The sequence below is a fragment of the Paenibacillus lupini genome, assembly GCF_011761355.1.
In the GTDB taxonomy this organism is placed as follows: Bacteria; Bacillota; Bacilli; order Paenibacillales; family Paenibacillaceae; genus Pristimantibacillus; species Pristimantibacillus lupini.
Map to the genome: position 1 here is coordinate 774035 of NZ_JAASRW010000003.1, position 25384 is coordinate 799418.

The window sequence follows — 25384 nt, forward strand, 5'->3', positions numbered from 1 at the left end:
TGCAATCGGGGTGTGCTTCACTCCGAACGATACGTATAGCTTTATCATACTCTGCTATCGATGAACGGGCAAGTCGAACGAGCAGCAGCACGCAATCAAGGCTGACGTTTCCGCTTGCGGCGGCGTCCAGCGGATCCGGTTGGTTTTTTGCGGCGCTTGCGTTTCTTAGGTACTACTTCCACATCATCATCTGATGTGTCGCTGCTGGAATCCTTTTTGAAGGAGCCCATCAGGACCTTAACCAGCGGGGCCATCTGAGACACACTGGATACCACTTTCTGCACTTTACCGACAGTACTCAGAATGCCATCCAGACCACCAAGGCGGTCGACAAAGCCCTTGATCTCCGTCATGCTTGGCATAGTGAAGCCGCCCGCTTTGGCTGGAGTTGTCGTTTCCACCATTTCAGCCGCTGTCGCTGGTATAACGACAGGTAAGCTTTCCTCTTGTTGTATAGGAACCTCTTCTACAGAGAAGACAGGAGGCGCAGGTGGAATTGGGGCGCTGCCATTGCCGAAGCCAAGAGGATTCTGGAAGCTGTTCATGCCTTGGCTGCCTGCTTGATTTCTGGCATAGCCGCGTCGGTGATGGCCGCTATGCGGCGAGTGCGGCGGATACTGGTGATGGTTCGGATTGCTGCCGCCACCAGGGTAGCTCCGGTAATTCACGCGGATCACAACCTTTTTTTCAAAGTGTATAACGCTTCCCTGCTCCGTCCGCTTCCATCCGGGACTGCTTAGACTGCACGCGAAGGTCTGATCCCGTATGTCGTATAGGGAAGTATTCCTGATATTAGTCTATGGCATAGGCAAACATGCGGATTGGACGAATGACCCGATTTTATATAAATAATGTGGATAATAACCTAATCTGATCGCTTACATCCTGTAAAGCGTGAATACGGTAATGCTTGAATAACCCCCCTAAAACCGATACAATGTGAGTAATAAACAGTTATAGAAATGCTGTAAATGCGCGTGTAATCACGCCAGAGGAGTGAATGATAATGCAGCTCAAAAAGCTGAATGATAAAGCGATTGACCAATTGTTCGAAGCGATCCTGACTTTAAAGTCAGTTGAGGAATGTTATGTCTTTTTTGATGATTTGTGTACGGTAAATGAGATCCAGTCATTATCGCAGCGTCTTGAGGTAGCACGTATGCTGGGCAAGGGCAGTACTTACAATCAGATTGAGGCGGAAACAGGCGCGAGCACGGCAACCATTTCCCGGGTTAAGCGTTGTTTGAATTATGGTAACGATGGGTATAAAATGGCTTTAGAGCGTTTAGGCAGATAGTGCCATGAAGCCAGGGATTCTAGTCATCAGTCATGGTTCGAGGGAAGCAGAATGGGTTCGGCTGGTCGATGAGGCGGTTACCGCTGCTGCAGCCTCCCCGCTCGTAAGAGGCGTGCCGGTCTATTCTTCTTTTCTCGAAATCGTGGAAGGCCGTTTGATTCAGGATGGAATTGATGTGTTAGAAGAGCAGGGCGTTACGGATTTATTCGTTCTGCCCTTATTCATTTCGTCAGGCAGCACACATGTCGATGAGATTGGGCAAGCGTTTGGTCTTCCTCCCGCAGCGGAGCTGGAAGGGGATCTTGGAACCTTCCGGGTGAAGGCGAATGTCCATTACGGTATGCCAATCGATGATGATTCTGATATTGCGGAGCTGCTGCTGTCGAATATTAAGTCATTATCTGCCCATCCTGAAACAGAGACGGTTATGCTCATTGCCCATGGCAGCAAGGAGAAGGTCTTCCATGAACGCTGGCAGCAAGGACTGAATCTGCTCGCGGAACGTCTGAGGAAGCTAGGCGGCTTCGCCCATTCGGCGACAGCTATGCTCCTCCCAGATCAAGCGGCAGAACAGGTAAGAGCTCTGCAGCAAGAGCGGCCGAATGAAGCGGTTATTGTTGTTCCTTTGTTTTTGAGCAAGGGATATTTTACGAAAACGGTTATTCCTACAAGGTTAAAGGGTCTTAATTACCGGTATAACGGGCAGGCGATGCTGCCTCATCCAGCGATCGAACGCTGGCTGGAGCGGCGGATGGCGGCTTGGCTTCAGGAGAATTAGATGACCGTTTTTTGAAAGAAATGGTGGGTTAGTCTATGAAGCGTGCAAGATTGATTTACAACCCGACATCGGGAAGAGAAGAAATGAAACGGCGTCTCCCGGATATACTGCAGAAGCTCGATCAAGCGGGTATCGAAACGAGCTGCCATGCAACGATTGGGGCGGGTGATGCGACGCTTGCTGCAGCAGATGCGGCCGATCGTGACTACGATCTGATCATCGCGGCAGGCGGTGATGGTACAATTTATGAAGTTATTAACGGGCTTGCGAATAAGCCAAACAGGCCGCCTCTTGGTATTTTACCACTTGGAACAACCAATGATTTCGCCCGTGCAATGGGTATCCCGAAGCATTGGGAATATGCTTGTGACCTCATTATTCAGAATTACACACGGGCAATCGATGTTGGTCAGGCTAATGATCGTTATTTCATTAATATTGCAGGGGGAGGCTCGCTCACCGAGCTGACCTATGATGTGCCGATCAAGCTGAAGACGATGATTGGGCAGCTTGCGTATTATTTGAAAGGGTTAGAGAAAATGACCCGGCTCAGTCCAACAGAGTTAGTCATCGAAGCAGAAGGTGTAGGCAAATTCCATGAGGAATTTATGCTCTTCCTGATCTGTAACAGTAACTCCGTTGGTGGATTCGAGAAGCTGGCGCCGGAATCCAAGCTGGATGACGGATTGTTTGACGTTGTGCTGCTTAAGAAATGTAACCTCGCCGAGTTTATCCGGATCGCTACACTTGCTCTTCGTGGTGAGCATCTGAATGATTCCCATGTCATTCATTTCCGGACCAATAAGATTAAGGTGACCTCACCAAGCTACGTCCAAATTAACTTGGACGGCGAATATGGCGGTACGCTGCCGTTTACGTTCTCGGTATTGCCTTCGCATCTGCGAATTTTTGCCGATGAGCTTGGCGAAGCAACTTATCGTCATCGTTAAGAGACAAGAGTAAACCTCTATTGGCAGGCTTTGTGCATGCCTTGGAGGTTTATTTCTTTTTGCAGATGCATTACACTATAGGGATAATAGCATGAGGAAGCGGAGAGCAATAATGAATAGAAATCAATCGCGTAATGCGGGTTCGAATAGAAAAGGCAAGTCGCAGTCTTCTGCCGGTGGCCGGAATAATGGACGAGCAAGAGGTGGTGCTCAGGCTGCTGCGGTAGTAGATGCACCTGTGCAAAAAAACGATGAGGTTGTTGTTGATATCATCGGCTTAACTCATGACGGAGAAGGGGTAGGCCGAGCTGATGGCTTTACCCTTTTCATCCAAGGAGCTCTGCCAGGTGAGCGAGTACGAGCGAAAGTGATGAAGGTGAAGAAAACTTTCGGCTACGCTCGGCTTCAAGAGCTGCTGGATGCAAGCGCGGACCGCATTGTACCGGTATGCGGTATTTATGACAAATGCGGTGGCTGCCAGCTTCAGCATATGAATTATGATGCGCAGTTGAGCTGGAAACGCCAGCATGTCATTGATGCGCTGGAGCGGATCGGTAAGCTGACGATTGGGGGCGATGATAAAGAAGGCGTTGTGGTTCATCCGACGGTAGGGATGACTGAGCCTTGGCGCTATCGCAATAAGGCGCAGGTGCCAATCGGAGCGGGAGTATCCGCTAGCGGCAGCCAGGAGCTGATTGCAGGCTTTTATGCCAAAGGTAGTCACCGAATCATTGATACGGATGAATGCCATATCCAGCATGACCGGAATGACGAGGTTGTCCGGATTGTGAAGACAATCGGCAGAGAGCTTGGTGTGTCGGTTTATGATGAAGAGTCCGGTCAAGGACTGCTTCGCCATGTGATGACGCGGACTGGATTTGTGAGCGGCGAGATTATGATCGTGCTTGTGACAAACGGCCGGAAGCTGCCACAGGCTGAACAATGGGTAGAGCGTATTCGCACCGCGCTGCCTGAAGTGAAGAGCATCGTGCAGAACGTAAACACACGTGATACAAACGTGATCTTTGGTGATGAGACCAAGGTATTATGGGGCAGCGAAGTTATTTATGATGAGCTGGATGGTATCCGTTTCGCGATATCGGCCCGTTCGTTCTATCAGGTAAACCCGGCTCAGACAGTGGAGCTATACCGCAAAGCAGTAGACTATGCACAGCTGACTGGTACAGAATCAGTGATTGATGCTTATTGCGGCATCGGGACGATTTCGCTGTTCCTCGCGCGCAAAGCTGGACGCGTCTACGGTGTAGAGATCGTGCCCGAGGCTATCGAGGATGCGAAACGCAATGCTAAGCTGAACGACATTACGAATGCCTCATTTGAAGCTGGTCCTGCGGAAGTGGTAATCCCACGCTGGCGTGAAGAGGGGATTATCCCCGATGTTATCGTAGTTGATCCGCCGCGCAAAGGCTGCGACCCAGCACTTCTCGACACAATTCTGGCTATGCAGCCGGAGCGGGTTGTATATGTAAGCTGCAATCCTTCGACGCTGGCGCGTGATCTTCAGACCTTAGAAGAAGGCGGATATAAGACGGTGGAAGTGACGCCGGTTGATATGTTCCCTTGGACGAGTCATGTGGAAAGTGTTGTTTGGATGGAAAAACGAAAATAATTATAAAAGGGCTATCCTAAAGTCATTGCTATAGACTTAGGATAGCCCTGTTGTATTATTGTTGATACTTCAGGATATAGGTGATATATTCCCTAGCACTTTCATTGATTTCCTCATTGCTTGCTTGGAATGAAGACCCAAAGACAGAATGATAGGGCAATGCGATTGCTCCAACATGTGCCGCGCTAGCTTTGAAAGGTGCAATCACTTCATCCACGGTAAAAGAAACGGAGCCCTCCGGCGTGTAATTCTGCTTCTTATCACCTATGGACATGGCAAGCCCTAGCTTTTTCCCATTCAGCTTATCGCCTTTTGATCCGTATGCCCACCCGTAAGTAAACACATCGTCGAACCATTTTTTCAATAGCGGCGGATAACTGTACCAATACAAAGGGAATTGAAAGATGACATGGTCATAGGCTTCTAATAATCTCTGCTCCCTAGGAACATCAATATTCCAATCCGGATATTCTTTGTAAATCTCATGGATGGTGATATCGTTTGGATATAGAATCAGTTCTTCTTTCCATCGCTGGTTTACTCTTGAAACCTCCAGGTTCGGGTGTGCCAAAATAATTAATGTTTTCATGATGAAAACTTCCTTTCCTAGGCCTATAATGAAGAGTAATCTCTAGAATGCCTTGTTTGAATATCATCATTATTGCGCCGATTTCACTAAATGAAAATACACACAATAAAGTAAGATAGTTACCTCAAAGTAAGTACTGGACTCTATAAAAAAGCCATGCGACAATAAAGGTTTCGACCGGCTCTTTGATCAGCATAAACGAGGTGTTATTCAATGAAACAATATAACCTGGGTATTGAAGCAACGCTGGAGATACTTGGTGGAAAATGGAAAACACTCATTATCTGCTTGTTAATGAGCGGTGTGAAGAGAACAAGTGAATTGCAGCGCAATATTCAAGGCATCTCGCAAAAGGTATTGATTCAGCAGCTTCGCGAGCTTGAGAAGGATGGACTCGTGAGCAGATATGTATACCAGCAAATGCCGCCTAAGGTCGAATACAGCCTCACGGAATATGGTATTACAGCGAATAAAATCGTTGATGTGATGTGTTCTTGGGGAAGAGAGAATATTAAAATGAGACAGCTGCAGGGAGAAGAGATTACCTTGCTGGAGGATGAGTCACCAGAGAGTAAATAGGTTAACTGAAGACGAATACCCTGAAGACTGTTGAACTAGCAGCTTCAGGGTATTTTTAAGTTTAAGTTTGATTTAAGAATAGTACTTTATGATTCAAATATGCCAAGGCGAGATCAAGTGATTCAGATAAACAAAGGATAAAAAGGAGTGTTCATTTATGAAAAAAACGAGGGTTAATAACATAAGTGCGATTACTTTAGCTCTATTACTTAGCGTAACTGCGGTGGGATGCTCTAAGGCACAAGTCAGCAGCGAGAATGCTGCTGCTACTTCAACTGTAGCCCAATCAACTCCCACTCAATCAGAAACTAGTCCATCAGCAAGTAATACAGGGACATCAACTGGAACTGGAACGTCAGCAGCTGACACTACCGCTCTAGATACATCGGAGCTATTCAGTGACCGGGATCTCGAACAGTCTGTAGATCTTTCAGCGGCCACACAAATTCAATTGGAAAACGATAAAGATGTGACGCTGAATACAGAAGGTGTATATGTCTTAAGCGGCGAGGTGAGTAATGTAACAGTTACGGTCGAAGCTCCTGAGGATGCCAAAGTTCAAATCGTCCTTAATGACGCCAGCATAACGAATGAAGATGCACCAGCCATTTATGTGAAAGCTGCGGATAAAGTATTCATTACAACGACAGACAGTGAGAACCACATGGAGGTTTCCGGAAGCTATGTGGCGGATGGAGATACTAATCTGGATGCCGTTATTTTCTCAAGAGCAGATCTGACCCTGAATGGAGTTGGTACACTAGGAATTGTATCTAGTGAAGGGAATGGCATTTCCTCCAAGGATGATCTTAAAATTACAGGAGGAGACTATAACATCCAATCCTCTGCAGATGCATTAGAGGCTAATGATGCAATCCTTATCAATAATGGATCAATTACAATAGATTCTGATAAGGATGCTTTGCACAGCGAGAACGAAGAGGATGCTTCCCTGGGGTATATCTATATTAAAAATGGCACTTTAAATATCACGGCTGCTGATGATGCAATCCGCGGTAACAGCATGGTTCAGATTGATGGCGGCACCATTAATATTAAGACAAGTGAAGAAGGCATCGAGGCAAACTATATTAAAATAAACGATGGTCAAATCACCTTGTATGCGAACAATGATGGTATAAATGCCTCACCAAAAGTCAATTCTGATGTGGCGATTGAAGTGAATGGCGGTACGATTGAAGTAAGTATGGCTAGCGGTGATACGGACGCATTTGATTCAAACGGTGATCTCTATATTAATGGAGGTACCATTAATGTGGAAGCAACTTCCGCTTTTGACTCGGATGGAACAGCTCAATTAAACGGCGGAGATGTTACGGTCAATGGAGAAAAGATTACTGAAATTACCCAATCACGCGGTGGTGGAGGCCGAGGGGGAGCAGGCGGCGGTAAAGGCATGCGCTAATAGACACAACAAACCTTCAGTTCGCTTAACAGCGGAGTGAAGGTTTTTTTATGCCAAGCGCCGTCCTACTTTTTGCGAAAGTTGAAATTACTTAAGAAATTAGGGATAGACCTTTAATCTGTTCCGTATCCATGAAAGCGTTTTCCTTCTATAATCTTGTCAGAGAGGAGGTTACAGTAAGAAATTGGTAGATGGAAATGAGGAATAATTACAGTACTGCAGCTAGAATCAAACGGAAATAAATGATTCAAGTAGTATGTAAGTCCAATCAAACCAAATTCTAGGAGGTAGATTATGTTTAAAATTAAAAAGAAAATCGCGGTAACCTTACTTGCAGCTTCTATGAGCATTGGCTTGTTTGCAGCTTCGGCAAATGCAGCAACAGACTACTGGCAAAATTGGACAGATGGCGGCGGTACCGTAAATGCTACCAATGGATCTGGCGGGAATTACAGCGTTTCATGGTCAAATACAGGGAATTTTGTTGTTGGTAAAGGCTGGGGTACTGGATCAGCTTCCCGCGTTATTAATTATAATGCAGGAGTATTTGCGCCAAGCGGCAACGGATACTTAACGCTTTACGGATGGACAAGAAACTCCCTTATCGAATATTATGTTGTCGATAGCTGGGGTACTTACAGACCTACTGGATCATTCAAAGGCACTGTAAGCAGCGATGGCGGCACTTATGATATCTATACAACTCAACGGGTTAACCAACCTTCCATTGATGGAACGGCAACCTTCACTCAGTTCTGGAGTGTTCGTCAGTCGAAGAGAGCGACAGGCAGCAACGTTGCAATCACATTCAGCAACCATGTTAACGCTTGGAAGAGCAAGGGAATGAATCTGGGAAGCAGCTGGTCATACCAAGTACTCGCAACTGAAGGCTACCAAAGCAGCGGCAGCTCTAACGTAACGGTGTGGTAATATAATCATTTGATAAAAATAGGGCCTGCCGGTCTCACAGCCGGCGGCCTTATGAATTTTAAAGGAGATCAAAAAACAATGAGAAAGCCAATCCTATTCCTTCTGATAGCTGCAATGGTTATGATTAGCGCTTGCTCGCAAGATAAGCCCGGCAAGACGGGGCAGACGGAAAGTAAGGAAAGTCCCGTGGCGACTAGTACTGGCACGACTGACAAGACAGAAAAGACGGACAAGATGACCAACTTTGTGTTGGTCAAAGGCGGTATTTTTAAAAATACAAAATCTAATTACTATGGACTAAATGGAACGCTATCTAATTTTTATATGGGTAAATATGAAGTGACTCAAAAAGAGTGGACCGAGGTCATGGGAACTAATCCCTCACAGTTCAAAGGCGATGATCTGCCGGTAGAGATGGTGAGCTGGTACGACGTCATTGAGTATTGTAATAATAGGAGTATTAAAGAGGGTTATAAACCGTTTTATAACATAGATAAGAATAGGAAAGACCCGAATAATAAGAGTGAAAATGATGATATAAAATGGATAATTACAGTCAACACAGAAGCTAATGGTTACCGATTGCCAACAGAAGCAGAATGGGAGTATGCCGCAGGCGGCGGTCAGATGAGCAAGAGCTACACGTACAGCGGAAGTAATAATCCCGATGAAGTAGAATGGTATTGGAGAAATGCTGGGGTAAAGGCGTTGTCTGGGGATTGGAACTGGCCAGCAATTGAGAACAACCATGTTCAGACCAAACCCGTTGGTGGTAAGACACCAAACGAGATTGGACTCTACGATATGTCAGGTAACGTTAGGGAATGGTGCTGGAACTGGTACGGAGACTTGAATAGCGATAGTGGCTCTTTACGGGTTGTTAAGGGTGGCGGCTGGATTGGTGACATTAGCAGCAGTGAGACAGCTTTTCGAGGAAAGTTTGAGGCGAATGGCTTTGGTCCCGATCAAGGTTTTCGTGTGACTCGGAATGGCTAAAAGGGAAATTGGCATAGTGACTAGAGGCACGGAATTATTCTGTGTCTCTTTGTATTTATTTACAAGAACAACCTTAGCTCGGCGATTAACCGAACTAAGGTTGTTTCGTTTATTGTGGATATAGAAGGTTGTTCAGCATGACCGCATCTTCCGCTCGGGCCGTGTTAGCAGCGAACGTACAGCAGACGTGTGAAGGAGCCGAGATGCTCTTCGATGCGTCCGGGATAGTTTGTGTCAATGTAATCGATTGTGTCTTTTGGCGTATGCCAGATCTCGCCGTCTTTTTCCGTTTGTGTGTAACCGTCCATCTCGCCAAGCTCCCAGTTAGTCGCTTCCAAGTACCCGTAAGGAATTCCGGCATATTTAAAAGCAACATGGTCGCTGGCATCGATCGTCGTTCCCGCCGGATACTTGAATTGCTGAATTAATTCATGTAATTTTATGGATGGGAATTGCTATTTAAATATATTAAGAGGTGGAAGAATGGGGTTATTCGATTTTTTAAAGAAACAGAAAAATTCTGAACCTGCAGTAAGAACAGTAGATTTACAAGATATTGAGAATTTTTCCTCGTTGCAAGAATTACTAGAGCGATACAGTGGTATTGCTCTTGAGAAACAACTAGCAATGACCGAGTCAATCGGCAGCCTTGATTGGAAAGTAGATATGAATGCAGGAACTGCAACATTTGGTAACCGTTTAACATTCCCCATTCAAATGTTGGGCAGTGTTTCGCACCAGTCAAATACCTGATTATGGGCTTGGGGCAACACTCAGGCACAGATTTGCTCTAATAGTCTGACACAAGCCATTCAATTGAAAGTTTATGGGATCAAGAACAACATTCCTGAATTGACAGAAAAAACAATCTCTGCGACCAATAACGAAGGTCATATAATGGCAAGTATCGCTTCTGGAATGTTTAAAAGCCGGTTTTATTATGCAGGCAACTATGGTGCAGGAACAGCATTTTTTACTATCGATGTAAGTGAAGAAGATTTAATGAAACAACCCGAATCGGTATTGCACAACTGATCATGACATTTGAACTCAATCACAGAAAAGCATTAAGCTTTTATCTGAAAGACAAAGCCTTTAAAGTTATCGAATCAAAAGACAGTCTAACAGGCGTTTCTTCTAAACTTACGGTTACAGCGCAGTTCGATGAACAGAATCGAATGATCAACTTAGAAGCATCTCACAAATAGAACCTGTAACTTATGTGATTATGATAGCGAATTAACACATAGGGAGAGAAGCGATATGAAAAATATATATGTTGTCAGACATTGCAAAGCGGATGGGCAGGCGCCTAATGCTGGGCTGACGGAGTCAGGTGTTCGGCAAGCGGAAGAGCTTGCTACTATTTTTATGGAGAAAGAGATTGATTGCATTCTATCAAGTCCTTATGAGAGAGCAGTTCAAACCATAAAACCTCTAGCTGATCAGCTTGGTATAGAAGTGGAGCTGGATCATAGATTGGCCGAGAGAGTCTTGTCCAGCGAGAATCACCCGGATTGGCGTGACAGACTTCGGCATACCTATGATGACCTGGATTTATGCTATGAAGGCGGGGAGTCCAGCAGCACGGCTATAAACCGCGCTGTTAGTGTAGTTCTGGAAGCCCTCGATCGTGAAAAAAACAACATTATAGTCGTTTCGCATGGCAATCTGATCTCTCTTCTGCTGAAGTACTTTGATGATCGTATCGGGTTTAAAGAATGGGAAGCCTTGTCTAATCCGGATATATTTCATTTTACTTTCTCAGAGGATACTCCGGTTATTCGTCGTATATGGACGGAGTAAGGGAGTGTGTGAGAGTATGAATTGGACGATGGATGCAATGCTGGAGCAGCTGTATGAACAAGCGGCAGCAGACAGACGACAGGCTATTCGTACAGCTTCGCCAGAGGAAAAGAGAGCTGGGCTGATGAAGAAGCTAAAGCAGGCGTTAGGAACATTACCCGATAGGAAATATCCGTTTCATGCTCAGGTCATTGATCGTGCCGATTACGGCGATTTTATATTGGAGAAGGTTACTTACTCGACGATGGAGTCGGTTGATGTGCCGGTGTGGGTACTTGTTCCGAGAGGGAAAGAGGGTCCATTACCAGCCGTGCTCGCCTGCCATGGGCATGGCAACGGGATGAGAGATGCGGTGGGCTTTGACGAAGAAGATCATGAACTGGAGGATACCGGTATTTATAACCGCTTTGCGGTTCAACTGGTTCGACAAGGGATGATTGTTGTCATTCCTGAGATCATGGGCTTTGGTGATCGTCGGCTGGCGAGCGAGCTGAAGACGGGATCAAACAGCAATAATTCCTGTGCAGCTTTAGCCGCTCGACTGCTCATGTACGGAAGAACATTAGCCGGAATGAGAGTGTATGAAGCGATTAGAGCAATCGATTATTTGGAATCCCGATCTGACGTAGATGCTGGGAAGATTGGTGTTTTCGGGTTTTCTGGAGGCGGCTTAATCGGGGCGTATACATCTGCACTAGACGAGCGTGTGAAAGCAACGGTATTATGCGGCTGGGTCAATACGTTTCAAGGCAGCGTGCTCACTATGTCTCATTGTATAGATAATTATATGCCCGGTATTGTTCTTGAAGCAGAACAGCCGGAGCTTACCGGATTGATTGCACCTAGAGCATTGTTCGTAGAATCCGGAGAGTATGACCCGATCTTCCCAGTGAAGGATACACGTAATGCAATTACTATTCTCCAGGAGACCTATGCCGAGTGGGGAGTGCCGGAGCATCTCGAGTCGGATATTCATCCTGGAAAACACGAGATTAGCGGCAGAGTATCCGTTAGCTGGCTGTATCAAAAACTAACAGAATAACTGAGAACAACAGAAGCCGTGTGTCACGGCTTCTTTTTTTTGCATATCTGTCACTTCCATACCCTATCTTCTAGTAATCTATTTTCTTCTACGAGCATACACATTAGTAGATTTCTTGCAGAGGATTAATAGATTTCAGAGAGTACATGGAGGGTGGATATGGATGATTATTCTAAAGTACCTTGCGGCTATTCTTATTTTTGTTGGGTTTAATTTGGAATCAGCTTCTGTAAGTGGGGACGCTGTTCAGGCTGCTTCAGCGAAGAAGGTTGAACAGGACAAGCCGATTGAGATCAGCTTTGCCGGCGATATTTTGCTAGATGGGAAAGTAGCCGCTAATATCGATAAGTACGGTATTGATTATCCGTTTGAGAAGGTGCGTAATATTTTATCCGGTTCAGACATCAGCTTCGCCAACCTGGAGACTCCAATCTCGACACGCGGGCAACAGGCCAACAAAACCTACACCTTCCGCTCCGCTCCTAAAACACTCGAAAGCATCGTGAACTCCGGGATTGACGGGGTATCGATTGCCAACAATCATACGCTCGATTATGGGGTTGATGCCCTGAAAGATACTGTACAGAATTTGGACAAGTATAAGATTGGCCGGACTGGTGCTGGGAACAACATAGACGAAGCCTTTACTGCTTATTCCGAAAAGGTAAACGGTAAAAAAGTAGCCATCGTTGGCATTAGTCGGGTTCTTTCGGGACCTTCCTGGTACGCTGGGGATAAGAAAGCTGGTATCGCATCCGGCTATAACTTTGATCTGATGATGCGCTATGTCAAAAATGCCGTGAAATATTCCGATATCACCATCATCTATATCCATTGGAATAACGAGTATCAAGATTACCCGGAGGATTACGCGAGAACGTATGCGAAAGCTTTTATTGATGCTGGAGTTGATGCGGTGATGGGGAGCCACAGCCATTGTTTACAAGGGATTGAGACGTACAAAGGGAAACCAATCTTCTACTCCCTCGGAAACTTTGTGTTCACACCAACGCAGCGTTCGAACAAAGCTACTGATTCCATGATTGCTACTTTGACATTCAATGGAGATAAGGTTAGCAGCAAAGTTACACCGGTCAAATTAGTAAATACGAGACCAACTCTTAGAGAAGCAGCCTACAACGAGACGACTTATTCTAAACTCAACAAGATTTCCTTTAATGTGAAGGTCAATGACGACGGAACAATTTCGGGAAAATAGTATAAATAAAATTCGAATATAACCAAACTCAACATTGTAACAAAGCACAGCGCGAACTATACTTTAGAAATCTTAGATGAGGAGGTATGCGGTATGACTATTGTGATCAAGGAATTATCAATAAATGATCTGACCCCAAATCTACTGCAGCACTTCAATCGATACCAAGAGGTTCGTCGCTGTTGGAGAAGAGAGCATGATGAATGGGTGCTTAAAGAGATTTCTTTTATAGAGCAATGGGATGAGATACTTAAGCAAGAGATTGTTCGTGAAGACTTTAGGAGTTGTATCCACTCCGGTGGAACGGTATGGGGTGTATTTGATGGAGCTAATCGTATGATTGCTTTCGCAAGTCTGTTATCCGACTTTTTTGGCAGCAGTAATCAGTATTTGCAGCTCATGCAAATCCATGTCTCCTATGAGCATAGAGGCAGAGGCATTGGGAAAAAGCTATTTGAGCTATGTGCCGAGAAAGCTAAAGCGATGGGGGCAGCCAAGCTGTATATCTCGACCCATTCATCCGAGGAATCGCAAGTCTTTTATCACAAAATAGGTTGTATGGATGCGATAGAGGTTAATCAAAAATTAGCCGAGCATGAGCCTTATGATCGTCAAATGGAATTTGTACTGGAGTGATGATATGAATACGTTCACCATAAATACCGAGCTAGTCAGCCGATTAATTAAGAAGCAATTTCCGCAATGGACAGACCTGCCGATCCGCCCAGTTGAAAAAGGAGGATACGACAACTTCACCTTTCATCTAGGGAATGAGATGAGTGTGAGGCTGCCAAGAGACGAGGGGCACGCACCACAAGCTGAGAAAGAAGCGTACTGGCTGCCAAAGCTGAAGCCCTATATTTCTCTACCTATTCCAGCTCCACTGGCAAAAGGAATGCCTGACGAGGAATATCCCTTTTACTGGTCAGTGAATAAGTGGATTGACGGAGAGACGTTAAGATATGACAATATCTCAAGTCAAAATGAATTTGCTGTGGAGCTTTCTTCCTTCATTAAGGAGCTTCAAACTATCGACGCATCGGATGGTCCAGCAGCCGGGGAGCATAACTATTTCAGAGGCTGCCCTCCAATGGTCTACAATGAGGGGACTTTACAAGCACTTGAAACGTTAGGTGATTTGGTGGATACCGAGAAAAGTCTAGAAATATGGAATGAAGCGATAGCAACGGAATGGACAAAGGAGCCTGTCTGGATTCATGGTGATATCGCGCCAGGAAATCTTCTTGTAAAGAACGGTAAATTATCTAGCGTGATTGATTTTGGCATTATGGGTGTTGGTGATCCTGCTATTGAGCTAACGATGGCATGGACTTTTTTTGACGAAGAGAGCAGACGAGTGTTTCTTCAGTCGGTGGGCCTGGACGTCGATACGGAAAATCGGGCAAGAGGCTGGGCGTTATGGAAGGCATTAATCACCTACGCCGCAGAAGATAAGGAGTCCGAATCGGCAAGAGAAGCGAAGCGGGTTATTGATGTTTTATTGAATGAATAGCAGGCTCAGGAACGTAACAAACAAGCGCCTACCTAACGGTATGGCGCTTGTTTGTTTTATTCCAAGATAGCGTTGTTGAGGATCCTGACCTTTACTTGCGGTTTGATTCCAATCTGCGGATATTGCTCACGCCAGCTCAATCCTGAGTATACTTTAGGATGAAAGGCTGCGACTTCATGTGCCAGCTGCAGGTAATCGCAATTAGCCTGCTTAATGGTTGCAATCACTTTAGCTGCCTTTGAATTTAGATCCGCTTCAATGGCTTTTTCCGTCTTAGCAAGTTCTTTATTGGTGTGCTTCTTTAACTCCGGGCCATCTTCGATTAATTTAACATCCATCTGTATGTCGACGGCTATATCGCGCAGCTTATCGGCATCCGTATTAATCTTAAAGTGACGCTTAGCATTCTGAACGAGAATGGAATAATGGATGCCGTTCTGTTCACCAATGATCAGCTGGTTTTTACCTGTTTCTCCTCCCATTAGGTTTGCGAGTTGAGTGTCTTCATTACTCAAATTAATCCCGGTATATCGCCCATCACTAAATAAGGAAGTGCCTGCAAGCCGTGCACTATCCTTGTAGGGTTCGAACCGATTGAGCGCGAAGTCATTCATGAACTGTGTACCTCCGAGAATATAGTGAAGCAGTTTATTGGAAGGAATTCGTCCTCTAGTCTTCTCGTCATCCAATAAGCCGATCAAAAAGTTAGCTACCGTCTGATCCTTCATACTTTTTTTGGCCAACAGCTTCGAGAGATCGCCGTCATAAATCGCCAGATAAGCATATAACGGATTGGATGCAAACTGACTGGCAATATTCAAATGGTCCAGTGGCTGTTCTTTAGCGAACTTAGTGCTTATTAAATACAGCCGGGTCTCCAGAACAGAGAGGATACCAGGTATTTCCTTGTTTGTTTTCGACACGGCCTCATAGAGGTTAGCCCCTGTTGTCTCCATAAATAAGGCAGACTGCCTGCCTCCTCCGAGGTTAGCTTCCCGAAGCGCCGAAATGACAAAGTTAACCTTGAGCTCTTTGCTGTCATCTACGTAATCAATCCCGACCACATCAACAAAGAGCAGATTTTTTAGCTGCAGCTGATCGAGGCATCCCGTGAGAAGCAAGCAGAGGAAGAAAGCTGCGATTCCTTTTTTCATACTCCCCGCCTCCCAGCGCCTCTTAATCCGGAGATGATGAGCAGAATGACTGGCAATCCGACAACTAAGAAGATGGACAGCTGATCTTGAAACGCAGCCACTTGCAACAGGTCATTGCGTTTCGTCATAAAGAAGCCCGCAATGAAACAAGCACATACGATAACCCAAACCCAAATATGCTGCTTGCCCATACCTCCACTACGCAAATGCATGAAAGCTTTGGCAGCCATAAAGAAATAAACGTAAACAGTAGCTGCTACGACACTTACATAGAAGATGAGGAACAAAATATCGACACTCTGCAAAATTTGGACTTTATAGTTCTTTAATATAAAAACAATCGGCTCTGGAATAACGATCAGCTGCTTCAAGCTAAACATCGTAGAGCAAACAAGGCAGACGACGACATAGAACACAATTGTACAGGCGTTGGCAATGGACATGGTCCATAGTAGTTTCTTCTTGCTTTGAGTCTGCACGTAAGGGTAGGCATAAAGCAGCAAGTCATAGCCAATATAAGCGCTATATGCAGCATATATTCCTTTCAGAATCGGGCTCCAGCCATCGGATACAATAGGGAGCAGGTTCTTGGCGTCAAATCCATAAACTCCGCTAAAAGCGATAAGCAAAAAGCAGATGACGGGAAAGAGCATAAAAGATTGCGATATATAGGCTAGCTTCTTCAGCGTTGAGGTTGCGGCATACCCACAAATAATCAGAAGCATTAGTAAGATAAGCCATCTCGGTGTGAGCGAAAACATCCATCTTTTTAAAATGTCGGTATATAGAGCAGTTATCAAGAGTCCGGAAAAGGCGTAATAGGTTCCATAAATCAAATTAATCAATATTCCGATTGGCTTGCCAACAATTTGGCTGGTGTAAGCATAGAAGTTCCGTTTCGGATAGTGGCTGCCCAGCCACCAGATCAATATGATTCCAAGCTGCGCAGCCATCCCGCTTAGAAGAACGGCTATCCAAGTATCATGTCCGGCCGTTGTTGCTCCAACATGAGGCAGGGATAATACTTCAGTACCAAGCTGCGCCATAACTGTAAGAGAAATAAGCTGTCTTCCGGTGATATGCTCTTCCTTCCTCATCGTTTCCAACTCCTCGGACGCCGTAGCCTAGTTTGATTGTGAGGTGCCGTTTCTGCTGGGCGATTGCGGATACTCCAGACTGGGGCACGCAACAGTGTGTCCTTCGTATCCTTAATGGAAAAAGGCGGTGTAAAGTAAGGAACACCCATCGTACTCATTTGGCATAAAAAAATACAAATGAACATAAAGAAAATCGCTAGCCCCAATAGTCCAAAGAATGAGGAGAGAAGGATCGCCGGATAGCTGAGCAGGCGGACTGCACTACTCATCTCGTAGGAGGGAATGACAAAAGAAGCCAGCCCCGTTAAGGCAGCAACGATCACCATCGTATTGGACACCAGATTAGACTGCACAACAACCGTTCCGATGACAATACCGCCAACAACGCCAATTGTTTGACCGACGGGGCTTGCCAGTCGAATGGTCGCCTCTCTTAATATTTCCAGGAGAAGCATCATGGATATGGTCTCGACAAAAGGTGGAAAGGTAACATATTTCAGTGAGCTCTGCAGCGTATTAACGAAATTAATCGGCAGCAATTGAGGATTAAAGGAGCTGACCGACACATAAAAGGCAGGTAGACCAATGGTGATCAAAAAACAGAAAAGGCGTAGGAGACGAAAAGTTGATCCTACCAGCCAGCTGCTATGGTAATCATCCGGACTTTGAAAAAACGACCAGAACGTAACAGGCAAAATAATCGTATCAGGGGAACCAGCAGTGGATACAACGACCTTCCCCTCCATTAAATAAGCACGTGCACGATCAGGCCGTTCCGTGATAAGCAGCTGAGGAAATAAGCTGAATTTCTTTTCACGAATCAGCTCGTCTATAAATCCAGGTGCCTCTACATAGTCTATGTCGATGCTTTTGAGCCTTTGATCCAATTTATCTATGATGGACGAATCGGCAATTGACTTGATATACATAACGGCTATCTTTGTCTGCGAAAGCTTTCCTATGGTATAGGTTTTGACGATAAGCTCCTTAGATGCAATGAGCTTGCGCATCAAGTTAAGATTGGTATCCAAGTTCTCGATAAAGGCTTCGTTTGCTCCCCGAAGTATCCGTTCATTCGTCGGGATATTAATGGAGCGCTCCTTCTTTAAATCCGCGCCAAGCAGATAAAGACGATTCTCCCCATTGCGATGCAGGACAGTTTTACCGCTAATGACCGCATGAACAGCTTCATCAAATAACTCGGTTTCGGCAAAGTCGAGAATCGACACAACATCGCGAACGGCTTCTTGGGGACGGGACAGCAATGGCCTCAATATAAACTCTTGAATAAGGGAGGAGTCAATCAACGTGTCAAAATAAAACAGTCTATATTCAATCCCGCCGATGAATAGCTGCTTTGATTGGAAATCACTTTGATCTGCGAACAGTTGCTTGAAATAATGTTCTGTCACTGCAACAGATGGATCCACACGTTTTTCCTCCTTCGCCATTGATTTCCTTAATTTAACCAGCGGAGCAGCTAATTATGTGATTTTTGGCATACAAAAAGGCCCCTGATCTTAGGTAAGATCAGGGGCCTTGCGTATTGTTAAATAGCTTCCATTTTCTGAGCAGAATACAGCTTGTAATATCTGCCGCGCTGCGCCATCAGTTCGTCATGCGAGCCTGATTCGGCAATGCCTTTATCAGCTACATACATGATACGGTCGCAGTTCTTAACGGTGGAGAGGCGATGGGCAATGATGAACGAAGTCCGTCCTTTGAGCAACTCGTTCAAGCCTTTCTGCAGCAAGCGCTCAGTCTGCGCATCAATGGATGAAGTAGCTTCATCCAGAATGAGGATACGCGGGTTGGCGAGCAGTGTACGGGCGAACGAGATCAGCTGACGTTGTCCTTGGGACAGCTTCGAGCCGCGTTCATTAACCTCTGTCATATAGCCATTCTCGAACTCACGGATGAAATCATCGGCGCAAACCGTTTTAGCTGCAGCGATAATTTCTTCTTCTGTAGCATCGAGCTTGCCGTAACGGATATTGTCCATAATTGTACCGGAGAAGATGAAGCTGTCCTGCAGCATGATACCCATTTGGCTTCGCAGCGATTTGAGCTTCATCTCCGCAATATCATAGCCATCGATAAGTATTTTACCACTTGATACGTTATAAAAACGTGAGATCAGATTGACGACCGTTGTTTTCCCCGCGCCGGTTGGACCAACAAGTGCGATACTCTCGCCCGCCTTAATATCGAAGCTTAAGTTCTCCAGTATGTTGTGGCCTGGATCGTAGGCGAAGGTCATATCCTCGAACGTTACCCGTCCTTTGATCGGAGGAAGTTCTTTAGCCTTAGGCACATCACTTACAGTTACCGGCTCATCCAGCGTCTCGAAGATCCGTTCCAGATAAGAGACGGCATTGATAAAGCTGTTATATAAGTTAGAAATGTTGAGAATCGGCTGCCAGAAGCGTGCCGCATAGCTGCTCATAGCAAGAATGACGCCGAAGGTGACTTCTTGAGGACTCAGTGCCAGCAAGCCTACGAAATAGATGGAAGTCGTTACTAGCGTTGTCAGGTTATCAACCGAGAATGGAACAAGGAAGTTGAAATACATCGTTCTCATCCAAGCTTGGCGATAGTTGACGGAAAGGCGGGTGAAGATGCCTTCGTTACGTTGTTCCCGATTGAAGATTTGAGTGACGCGAATGCCGCTGATACTTTCCTGCATGTAAGCATTCAAGTTGGAGCTCTTGTTGGATACGGCCTGCCATGCCCGGCGCTGCTTGGTCTTGATGAGCAGCATGATGGCAATAAAGATAGGCAGACCACCAAGGATGATAAGCGATAGTCTCGCATCGACGGCGAACATAAAGATACCAATGAAGAGCAGGTTCAATATCTCAAGGATAAGGTTGATGATACCGTTGGAAAGTACATCTGATACAGAGTTGACGTAGTTGACGACCCGAATCAGAATTTTACCTTGCGGACGATCATCATAATATTGGAACGGCAGCTCTTGCAAATGCTTGAACAGATCCGTACGGATATCAAAGATGATATCCTGCCCGACACGGGTCATCATCCGTGAGCGGATGGTAGCCAGAATAACGCTGACAATAATAGTCGCGAGCATAACCACTGACCATAGGACAAGCCCTGATTTGTCCTTTGCGGGAATGGTGTAGTCGACAACATGCTGTATGATAAGCGGAGCAGAGAGTGCGATACCCGCTGACAATGCACTTAGCACGAAAGCGATGATCATCGGCTTTTTCTGACGTTTGATGTAGACGAGTGCACGTTTGAAGTGCCGTATATTAAAGGGTGACTCCAAATTCTCGTCGATGTCGAATTTATTTCTTGCCATGAGCGGTCACCTCTCTTTCGATGCCTTCGTTCTGCAGCTTGAATACGCCGTAATAGTAGCCGCGGTTCGCCAATAATTCGGCATGAGTGCCTTCTTCAATGACACGGCCATTCTCTAGAATTAGAATACGATCAGCATGAGCAGTCGTGGACACACGCTGAGCAATGATGATTTTCGTGCAGGAGAATTCCAGTTCATTAAGGCTCCGCTGAATATGCTCCTCTGTCTCGTTATCTACAGCCGAAGTTGTATCGTCGAGAATCAGAATAGGAGGCTGTACGGCCATAGCACGGGCCAAAGCGATACGCTGCTTTTGTCCACCGGAGAGGCCTACGCCACGTTCGCCAACGACAGTATCATAACCTTCTGGCATCTTGCGGATGAAATCATCTGCGGCGGCGAGCTTAGCGAACTTCGTCACTTCCTCTTCCGGCATATCCGGATCGCCATAAGCAATGTTGCCATCAATGGTATCGGAGAACAGCAGGACATCCTGTGTAGCTACCCCAATATTGCTGCGTAGTTCATCAAGCTTCAGCTTGCGAACGTCGGTACCGTCCACTAAGACGCGGCCCTTGCTCACGTCATAGAAGCGTGGAATAAGATTAATCAGCGTTGTCTTGCCTGAGCCTGTTGCTCCCATGATGGCGATCGTCTCGCCCGGCTCAACGGTAAAGCTGATATTTTCCAGAACAGTTGCGCTGTCGTATTTGAAGCTTACGTTGTCGAACTGGATGCGGCCCTTAAAGCGAACTGTTGAGGAACCTTTATGCTCGTTAACAATTTGAGGCTGGGCATAGTAGACATCGACGATTTTGCTAAGGCTGGCAAAGAACCGCTGAATATCATTAATGATAATACCGATATTCCGCATCGGGTTGGACAGACCCCAGATCAACGCGGAAAAGGCCGAGAATTCACCAAAGGTAATACGTCCGTCCATAACTAGCATGCCGCCGGCGAGCATAAGGATGACGTTAAAGGCTTGTGAGAGAGTCTCCAGATACGGGAAGTAATCAAGCCATACCAAAGCGGCTTTCTTGTTCGCCGTGGAATAATTAATATTCTTCTCGGAGAATTTCTGAATCTCGAATTCTTCCCGGGCAAATGCTTTGACGACACGGTTGCCTGCGATATTTTCCTGAGTCGTTGTATTCAGCTGTGACAGCCGCTCCCGAAGGTCGATATACATCGGGCGTACGCGTCTTGCGAAAATAAACGCTACGATAAAAATTGGCGGCGACAGAAGAAGCAGCCATAAGGTGAGTCCAACGTCGATGAAGAAGAAGTAGGCGACCGCTGCTAGGAATACCGTCAGCGACTCGATAATCGTCTTAATGATCCAAGCCATGGAGTGACGCACCATATCAAGGTCACCTGTCATCTTGGTCATCAGGTCCCCGGTACGGTTGCGGTCGTAATAATTCATGTCTTGTCCTTGAATTTTGTTGTACAGATAAATCCGGACACGGTATAGCACGTTCTGTGATGCGCGTTCGTACAGCAAGGTTGTAAAATAGGCCAGACCTGTACGCAGCAGGGAAAAGCCGATCATGCCAATACAAAGGCCGATCAGCAGCGCCCGTTTATCCGTCAGATTTTGAACGGCATTATCGCCTGCGATAAAGGTATCGACAATGCGCTGACCAATGTACGGGTTAATAATCGTAAGCGAGGAGCCTACGACCGATAGGCACAACGCGAGAATATACCGTACACGGTCGCCTTTCAAGTTCTGCCATAACCAATTGAGTTGAAACATCTGATCACCAACTTTTTTGTGTGTGGATTTCCGAATTTCAGAGAGAACAGCCCTCCCTCCTCCTTGGATAGGAACATCCAATGGAATAGAGACGGCTCTTCCTTGAATTGAAAACTATGGAGATTATATCACGTTTGCATGGAAAGTAAGTGGGATTTTTTATGTTTACATGAGGAATTTCTATTGACGTTATTTATGGGTTGTTTGTGTGCAAATAGCAAGTTGAAACTACGAAAATAACTGACAACTTCTTCAATTTATTTGCATGGTATACTTTGTAAGTAGTTGTTTTTACCATTTTACGATGGGAGGAACATCATGGACGATATATTGAAGGCGGACAATATATGAATATAGACACGTACTTAGCTAAAATGGTGACCACCTTTCAGAAGGTGTTACAGGATAACCTGTCTGGCATCTATTTGCACGGATCGCTTGCCATGGGATGTTTTAATCCGGATAAAAGTGATTTGGATTTATTAATTGTTGTGAACAACAGGTTATCAAAAGACGAACAAAAGGCGATGACAGAGCATGTGTTACTGCTCCATGATGAAAGGCCAAGTGGAGGGGGAATTGAGCTTAGTGTGGTCTTAGAGACTTATATACGCAGCTTTGTTTATCCGACTCCATTTGAATACCATTACTCTGATTATCATCGTGAGCGGTATCAATCAGACCCGGATTACCTTTGCGGCGGGTTTGAGGATCCGGATCTAGCTGCACATTGTACAGTCATCTATCATAGGGGAATTACCCTTTACGGCAGTCCCATTCGAGATCTGTTCCAACCCGTAGAGCGTAAATATTATGTACATTCCATACTTAATGATATCGGAGATGCTTCAAAGGAAATTGTGGACCAACCGGTGTATTATTGTTTGAATTTATGCAGAGTACTCTTGTATTTGCAGGAAGGTACCGTATCCTCCAAGCTAGAAGGGGGAGAGTGGGGATTGCGCACATTACCGAGCAAGTTCCATTCTATGATTAACAAATGCTTAGAGGCATACATCGGTAGAGGTAAGGAGAAAAAGCTGGAGTTTGATAACAAGCAGTTAGTAGAGTTTGCCGAGTATATGCAAAATAAAATCCATCAATTTTACTGATCTCCATTCATAAAATAAAGCTTTGATCGGTTTGAATGGAAATCGTTTGCTACATCTCGTCCAGCATCTCGGCAATGGTCTGCTCGAGCAGGTCCTCAATACTAATGGCGCTCTGCTTGATGTGGATTTCGGCTTAAACATTCTGCCGGTTGCTGGTCTAACTCTAGATAAATCAAACTTCAAGTTGTTTTCTCGATAATTGAAAAATAAAGGGCCACACCATAGATCATTGATATGACTATGGTGCAGCCCTTTTTTATTTAGGTTAAGCAGCAACCTACGCATTCGAATGTTCTTCCGATCGCCATTGCTCGGGGATTCCTTTGAATCAACGAGTTAAGGTAGGAATCCCCTCACAAAAGCGAACGCTGACGCTTCTCCAGAATCATTCGAATTGCTCCGTTTGCAATTAACCGGGTTCATTTTATGATTAACCAAGTGACAGTGATGCCTTCAGCACATCCCGGAAAGTCATTGGCGTGCGGCCGATGAGCTTAGCTAATGTGGAATCTGTTCGTGCGAACTCTCCTTCGCGGCTTGCGAGGAAAATGCCGAGCAGCAGATCTGCCCGTTCTTCGGGGAGGCCATAGGAAATCAGCTGGTCACGATACTCTTCATCCGATATAACAACCCGGCGGATTGGACGTCCCGACAGTTCCGATGCTACCGCTGCGATGTCTTCCAGGTCCAGCATCTCGGAAGACGTCAGCACCGGGGTCTCGCCGTCAATAGGCTGCTCAGTAAGCAGGGTTGCCGTTAGTTCCGCGAGATCGGCGTGGGAAGTCCAAGCAACGGGGCCGTCTGCCGGAGCTGCCAAGATTCCTGTCTGAATGGCTTGGCCAAGCAGCATAATGCCGGAAGCGGTGTAAAAGCCGTTACGAAGAGAAGTGTAGGGTATACCTGAATCTTGCAGCATCTCTTCGGTGGCCGCATGGTCCACCATTGGGGCGAAATGCGAAGTATGTGATGAGCCCATCTGGCTTGTGTAGAGAATACGGCCGGCTCCAGCCATCTTCGCAGCATCAATAGCTGTTTGATGCTGACGGATCGTTGCCTCTCCCGAGCTGTTGGAGGAAACAATAAGCACCTGTGATGCTCCCTCGAAGGCATCGGCAAGACTTGCGGCATCATCGTAGTCTCCTCTGCGGACTCGTACTCCTCGTTCTATAAGTGCTTGTGCTTTAGTCACATCGCGGACACTCACGCCAATCGTCTCTGCTGGTACTCGCTTAAGTAATTGATCCACTACGGCCCGTCCTAATTGTCCGTTTGCTCCTGTTACAATAATCATCTCTATCATCCTTTCCTGTGTTGCTTAGCCATCGTCATACACGGCATAATGAAAGGATAAGCGGATTTCATTAGCCGAACAATCAGCAATAGAGAGCTATCGTTGTGTAGACAACAGATACCTGGTTCTGTCGGTTTTGTATCCTGAAGAGTGAGGTACAATATGCCTGTTAATCCAAATGACCCACGAGTGAAACGTACGAGGCAGTTGATGATGATTGCCTTTATGGAGCTGCTCGAGCAAAAGAAAAACATTTATTCCATATCGATTCAGGATATTACGAATCAAGCGACAGTCAACCGCGCTACCTTTTATGCGCATTTCGAAGATAAGAATGCTTTTCTGGAATGCTGGATGAGAGAGAAGTTTCTGATGATCATGAAGGACAAATTGCCCGACCTTAGAATTACGGGGATGAACAGCCTGCAAATTATTATTCAAACCGTATTCGAGTTTCTAATTCGGTTCAGGCAATACATGACGCCCGGCGATAATCAATTTGAACCGCTGTTTGAAATCGCCATGCATAAAGAGCTTGATCAACTGCTGCTTAGGTGGTTGAAGGAGGAGCACCGCGCATCGAGCTCCGAAGAAATGTTGGAAACGACTGCTTTGGTTATCAGTTGGGGTATATTTGGGACAGCTTTGCAGTGGAGTCGTAATCCTCAGCGAAGGTCGGTGAACTTGATGGTGCGGGAGGTAGTGGAGGTTGTTGCAGCAGCCGTGGCTCCAGTCATGGCAGATGCAGAATCCTTATAAACAATAGATGCATAACGATTGAAGACATGGAGAGCGCTCCATGTCTTTTTTTATATCTTGACCTTTTCTTGCTAATGCATTTTTTTCCACCCCGCTGTGCATGATAAGGAAACCAAAACTGGGCAC

At 45.8% G+C, this 25384-nt stretch carries 24 protein-coding genes and 1 pseudogene; 16 read left to right on the plus strand and 9 right to left on the minus strand.

The features are described from left to right. Positions 1 to 95 precede the first annotated feature (95 nt). Positions 96 to 668 (minus strand): hypothetical protein, encoded by a 573-nt coding sequence (locus tag FHS17_RS13045; RefSeq protein ID WP_167278823.1) that lies wholly within the window; start codon positions 666 to 668, stop codon positions 96 to 98. A gap of 338 nt (positions 669 to 1006) precedes the next feature. Here FHS17_RS13045 and FHS17_RS13050 point away from each other — a divergent pair, with 338 nt between their 5' ends. From FHS17_RS13050 to rlmD, 4 genes are all read left to right on the plus strand, one after another. Next, entirely contained in the window at positions 1007 to 1297 is a 291-nt protein-coding gene (locus FHS17_RS13050; protein ID WP_028612369.1) for a YerC/YecD family TrpR-related protein, read from the plus strand. A gap of 4 nt (positions 1298 to 1301) precedes the next feature. Further along, positions 1302 to 2075, plus strand: coding sequence for a sirohydrochlorin chelatase (locus FHS17_RS13055; protein WP_167278824.1), 774 nt, complete (start codon positions 1302 to 1304; stop codon positions 2073 to 2075). A gap of 35 nt (positions 2076 to 2110) precedes the next feature. Next, positions 2111 to 3025 carry a diacylglycerol kinase gene (locus FHS17_RS13060; protein WP_167278825.1) on the plus strand — a complete coding sequence of 305 codons (915 nt, stop codon included), beginning with the start codon at positions 2111 to 2113 and terminating at the stop codon, positions 3023 to 3025. Between the two features lie 112 nt (positions 3026 to 3137). Next, positions 3138 to 4655 carry a 23S rRNA (uracil(1939)-C(5))-methyltransferase RlmD gene (gene rlmD, locus FHS17_RS13065; RefSeq protein ID WP_208420342.1) on the plus strand — a complete coding sequence of 506 codons (1518 nt, stop codon included), beginning with the start codon at positions 3138 to 3140 and terminating at the stop codon, positions 4653 to 4655. 55 nt (positions 4656 to 4710) lie between these two features. On the opposite strand, the gene FHS17_RS13070 is transcribed toward rlmD, so the two are convergent. Then, positions 4711 to 5244: an NAD(P)H-dependent oxidoreductase gene (locus tag FHS17_RS13070; protein ID WP_167278826.1), complete on the minus strand. Its 534-nt coding sequence runs from the start codon at positions 5242 to 5244 to the stop codon at positions 4711 to 4713. A 213-nt stretch (positions 5245 to 5457) separates the two neighbouring features. On the opposite strand from FHS17_RS13070, the gene FHS17_RS13075 reads away from it, so the two are divergent. The 4 genes from FHS17_RS13075 to FHS17_RS13090 all read left to right on the plus strand — a co-directional run bounded on the left by FHS17_RS13075 (position 5458) and on the right by FHS17_RS13090 (position 9175). After that, a complete protein-coding gene (locus tag FHS17_RS13075) occupies positions 5458 to 5823 on the plus strand; it encodes a winged helix-turn-helix transcriptional regulator (RefSeq protein ID WP_167278827.1) in 366 nt (121 codons plus the stop codon). A gap of 157 nt (positions 5824 to 5980) precedes the next feature. Beyond that, the gene (locus FHS17_RS13080; protein ID WP_167278828.1) at positions 5981 to 7249 is read left to right on the plus strand and encodes a carbohydrate-binding domain-containing protein; all 1269 of its coding nucleotides are present in this window, start codon (positions 5981 to 5983) and stop codon (positions 7247 to 7249) included. Between the two features lie 294 nt (positions 7250 to 7543). Then, on the plus strand, positions 7544 to 8179 hold the full coding sequence (locus FHS17_RS13085) for a glycoside hydrolase family 11 protein (protein ID WP_167278829.1): 636 nt from the start codon (positions 7544 to 7546) through the stop codon (positions 8177 to 8179). A gap of 78 nt (positions 8180 to 8257) precedes the next feature. After that, a complete protein-coding gene (locus tag FHS17_RS13090; protein ID WP_167278830.1) occupies positions 8258 to 9175 on the plus strand; it encodes a formylglycine-generating enzyme family protein in 918 nt (305 codons plus the stop codon). Between the two features lie 164 nt (positions 9176 to 9339). On the opposite strand, the gene FHS17_RS13095 is transcribed toward FHS17_RS13090, so the two are convergent. Then, on the minus strand, positions 9340 to 9618 hold the full coding sequence (locus FHS17_RS13095; RefSeq protein ID WP_167278939.1) for a M28 family peptidase: 279 nt from the start codon (positions 9616 to 9618) through the stop codon (positions 9340 to 9342). Between the two features lie 40 nt (positions 9619 to 9658). On the opposite strand from FHS17_RS13095, the pseudogene FHS17_RS31110 reads away from it, so the two are divergent. From FHS17_RS31110 to FHS17_RS13130, 6 genes and pseudogenes are all read left to right on the plus strand, one after another. Then, positions 9659 to 10210 (plus strand): annotated as a pseudogene (locus tag FHS17_RS31110) (DUF6882 domain-containing protein). A gap of 228 nt (positions 10211 to 10438) precedes the next feature. Then, a complete protein-coding gene (locus tag FHS17_RS13110) occupies positions 10439 to 10981 on the plus strand; it encodes a histidine phosphatase family protein (RefSeq protein WP_167278833.1) in 543 nt (180 codons plus the stop codon). 16 nt (positions 10982 to 10997) lie between these two features. Next, positions 10998 to 12023 carry an alpha/beta hydrolase family protein gene (locus tag FHS17_RS13115; RefSeq protein ID WP_243865314.1) on the plus strand — a complete coding sequence of 342 codons (1026 nt, stop codon included), beginning with the start codon at positions 10998 to 11000 and terminating at the stop codon, positions 12021 to 12023. Positions 12024 to 12186: 163 nt separating this feature from the next. Beyond that, the gene (locus FHS17_RS13120; RefSeq protein WP_208420343.1) at positions 12187 to 13242 is read left to right on the plus strand and encodes a CapA family protein; all 1056 of its coding nucleotides are present in this window, start codon (positions 12187 to 12189) and stop codon (positions 13240 to 13242) included. Between the two features lie 93 nt (positions 13243 to 13335). Beyond that, entirely contained in the window at positions 13336 to 13878 is a 543-nt protein-coding gene (locus tag FHS17_RS13125; RefSeq protein ID WP_167278834.1) for a GNAT family N-acetyltransferase, read from the plus strand. Further along, positions 13847 to 14755: an aminoglycoside phosphotransferase family protein gene (locus FHS17_RS13130; RefSeq protein ID WP_415639842.1), complete on the plus strand. Its 909-nt coding sequence runs from the start codon at positions 13847 to 13849 to the stop codon at positions 14753 to 14755. The genes FHS17_RS13125 and FHS17_RS13130 overlap by 32 nt, the downstream gene beginning before the upstream one ends. Before the next feature lie 56 nt (positions 14756 to 14811). On the opposite strand, the gene FHS17_RS13135 is transcribed toward FHS17_RS13130, so the two are convergent. The 5 genes from FHS17_RS13135 to FHS17_RS13155 all read right to left on the minus strand — a co-directional run bounded on the left by FHS17_RS13135 (position 14812) and on the right by FHS17_RS13155 (position 22096). After that, positions 14812 to 15909 (minus strand): Ger(x)C family spore germination protein, encoded by a 1098-nt coding sequence (locus FHS17_RS13135; RefSeq protein WP_167278835.1) that lies wholly within the window; start codon positions 15907 to 15909, stop codon positions 14812 to 14814. Next, positions 15906 to 17006: a GerAB/ArcD/ProY family transporter gene (locus FHS17_RS13140; protein ID WP_167278836.1), complete on the minus strand. Its 1101-nt coding sequence runs from the start codon at positions 17004 to 17006 to the stop codon at positions 15906 to 15908. The genes FHS17_RS13135 and FHS17_RS13140 overlap by 4 nt, the downstream gene beginning before the upstream one ends. Then, entirely contained in the window at positions 17003 to 18436 is a 1434-nt protein-coding gene (locus tag FHS17_RS13145) for a spore germination protein (protein ID WP_167278837.1), read from the minus strand. The genes FHS17_RS13140 and FHS17_RS13145 overlap by 4 nt, the downstream gene beginning before the upstream one ends. A gap of 119 nt (positions 18437 to 18555) precedes the next feature. After that, positions 18556 to 20334 (minus strand): ABC transporter ATP-binding protein, encoded by a 1779-nt coding sequence (locus FHS17_RS13150; RefSeq protein WP_167278838.1) that lies wholly within the window; start codon positions 20332 to 20334, stop codon positions 18556 to 18558. Further along, positions 20321 to 22096, minus strand: a complete 1776-nt coding sequence (locus tag FHS17_RS13155; protein WP_167278839.1) for an ABC transporter ATP-binding protein — start codon at positions 22094 to 22096, stop codon at positions 20321 to 20323. The genes FHS17_RS13150 and FHS17_RS13155 overlap by 14 nt, the downstream gene beginning before the upstream one ends. Positions 22097 to 22443: 347 nt before the next feature. On the opposite strand from FHS17_RS13155, the gene FHS17_RS13160 reads away from it, so the two are divergent. After that, entirely contained in the window at positions 22444 to 23208 is a 765-nt protein-coding gene (locus FHS17_RS13160; protein ID WP_167278840.1) for an aminoglycoside adenylyltransferase domain-containing protein, read from the plus strand. Positions 23209 to 23638: 430 nt separating this feature from the next. On the opposite strand, the gene FHS17_RS13165 is transcribed toward FHS17_RS13160, so the two are convergent. Beyond that, positions 23639 to 24499 carry an SDR family oxidoreductase gene (locus tag FHS17_RS13165; protein ID WP_167278841.1) on the minus strand — a complete coding sequence of 287 codons (861 nt, stop codon included), beginning with the start codon at positions 24497 to 24499 and terminating at the stop codon, positions 23639 to 23641. A 162-nt stretch (positions 24500 to 24661) separates the two neighbouring features. Between FHS17_RS13165 and FHS17_RS13170 the strand changes: the two genes are divergently transcribed. Next, on the plus strand, positions 24662 to 25258 hold the full coding sequence (locus tag FHS17_RS13170; protein WP_167278842.1) for a TetR/AcrR family transcriptional regulator: 597 nt from the start codon (positions 24662 to 24664) through the stop codon (positions 25256 to 25258). Positions 25259 to 25384: the final 126 nt, after the last annotated feature.

Coding starts and splice junctions, on each gene's coding strand:
- FHS17_RS13160 (WP_167278840.1), top strand. CDS start 22,444: ATGAATATAGACACGTACTTAGCTAAAATGGTGACCACCTTTCAGAAG.
- FHS17_RS13135 (WP_167278835.1), bottom strand. CDS start 15,909: ATGAAAAAAGGAATCGCAGCTTTCTTCCTCTGCTTGCTTCTCACGGGA.
- FHS17_RS13155 (WP_167278839.1), bottom strand. CDS start 22,096: ATGTTTCAACTCAATTGGTTATGGCAGAACTTGAAAGGCGACCGTGTA.
- FHS17_RS13140 (WP_167278836.1), bottom strand. CDS start 17,006: ATGAGGAAGGAAGAGCATATCACCGGAAGACAGCTTATTTCTCTTACA.
- FHS17_RS13060 (WP_167278825.1), top strand. CDS start 2,111: ATGAAGCGTGCAAGATTGATTTACAACCCGACATCGGGAAGAGAAGAA.
- FHS17_RS13125 (WP_167278834.1), top strand. CDS start 13,336: ATGACTATTGTGATCAAGGAATTATCAATAAATGATCTGACCCCAAAT.
- FHS17_RS13110 (WP_167278833.1), top strand. CDS start 10,439: ATGAAAAATATATATGTTGTCAGACATTGCAAAGCGGATGGGCAGGCG.
- FHS17_RS13115 (WP_243865314.1), top strand. CDS start 10,998: ATGAATTGGACGATGGATGCAATGCTGGAGCAGCTGTATGAACAAGCG.
- FHS17_RS13075 (WP_167278827.1), top strand. CDS start 5,458: ATGAAACAATATAACCTGGGTATTGAAGCAACGCTGGAGATACTTGGT.
- FHS17_RS13080 (WP_167278828.1), top strand. CDS start 5,981: ATGAAAAAAACGAGGGTTAATAACATAAGTGCGATTACTTTAGCTCTA.
- FHS17_RS13090 (WP_167278830.1), top strand. CDS start 8,258: ATGAGAAAGCCAATCCTATTCCTTCTGATAGCTGCAATGGTTATGATT.
- FHS17_RS13085 (WP_167278829.1), top strand. CDS start 7,544: ATGTTTAAAATTAAAAAGAAAATCGCGGTAACCTTACTTGCAGCTTCT.
- FHS17_RS13165 (WP_167278841.1), bottom strand. CDS start 24,499: ATGATTATTGTAACAGGAGCAAACGGACAATTAGGACGGGCCGTAGTG.
- rlmD (WP_208420342.1), top strand. CDS start 3,138: ATGAATAGAAATCAATCGCGTAATGCGGGTTCGAATAGAAAAGGCAAG.
- FHS17_RS13150 (WP_167278838.1), bottom strand. CDS start 20,334: ATGGCAAGAAATAAATTCGACATCGACGAGAATTTGGAGTCACCCTTT.
- FHS17_RS13120 (WP_208420343.1), top strand. CDS start 12,187: ATGATTATTCTAAAGTACCTTGCGGCTATTCTTATTTTTGTTGGGTTT.
- FHS17_RS13070 (WP_167278826.1), bottom strand. CDS start 5,244: ATGAAAACATTAATTATTTTGGCACACCCGAACCTGGAGGTTTCAAGA.
- FHS17_RS13055 (WP_167278824.1), top strand. CDS start 1,302: ATGAAGCCAGGGATTCTAGTCATCAGTCATGGTTCGAGGGAAGCAGAA.
- FHS17_RS13170 (WP_167278842.1), top strand. CDS start 24,662: ATGCCTGTTAATCCAAATGACCCACGAGTGAAACGTACGAGGCAGTTG.
- FHS17_RS13130 (WP_415639842.1), top strand. CDS start 13,847: ATGATCGTCAAATGGAATTTGTACTGGAGTGATGATATGAATACGTTC.
- FHS17_RS13050 (WP_028612369.1), top strand. CDS start 1,007: ATGCAGCTCAAAAAGCTGAATGATAAAGCGATTGACCAATTGTTCGAA.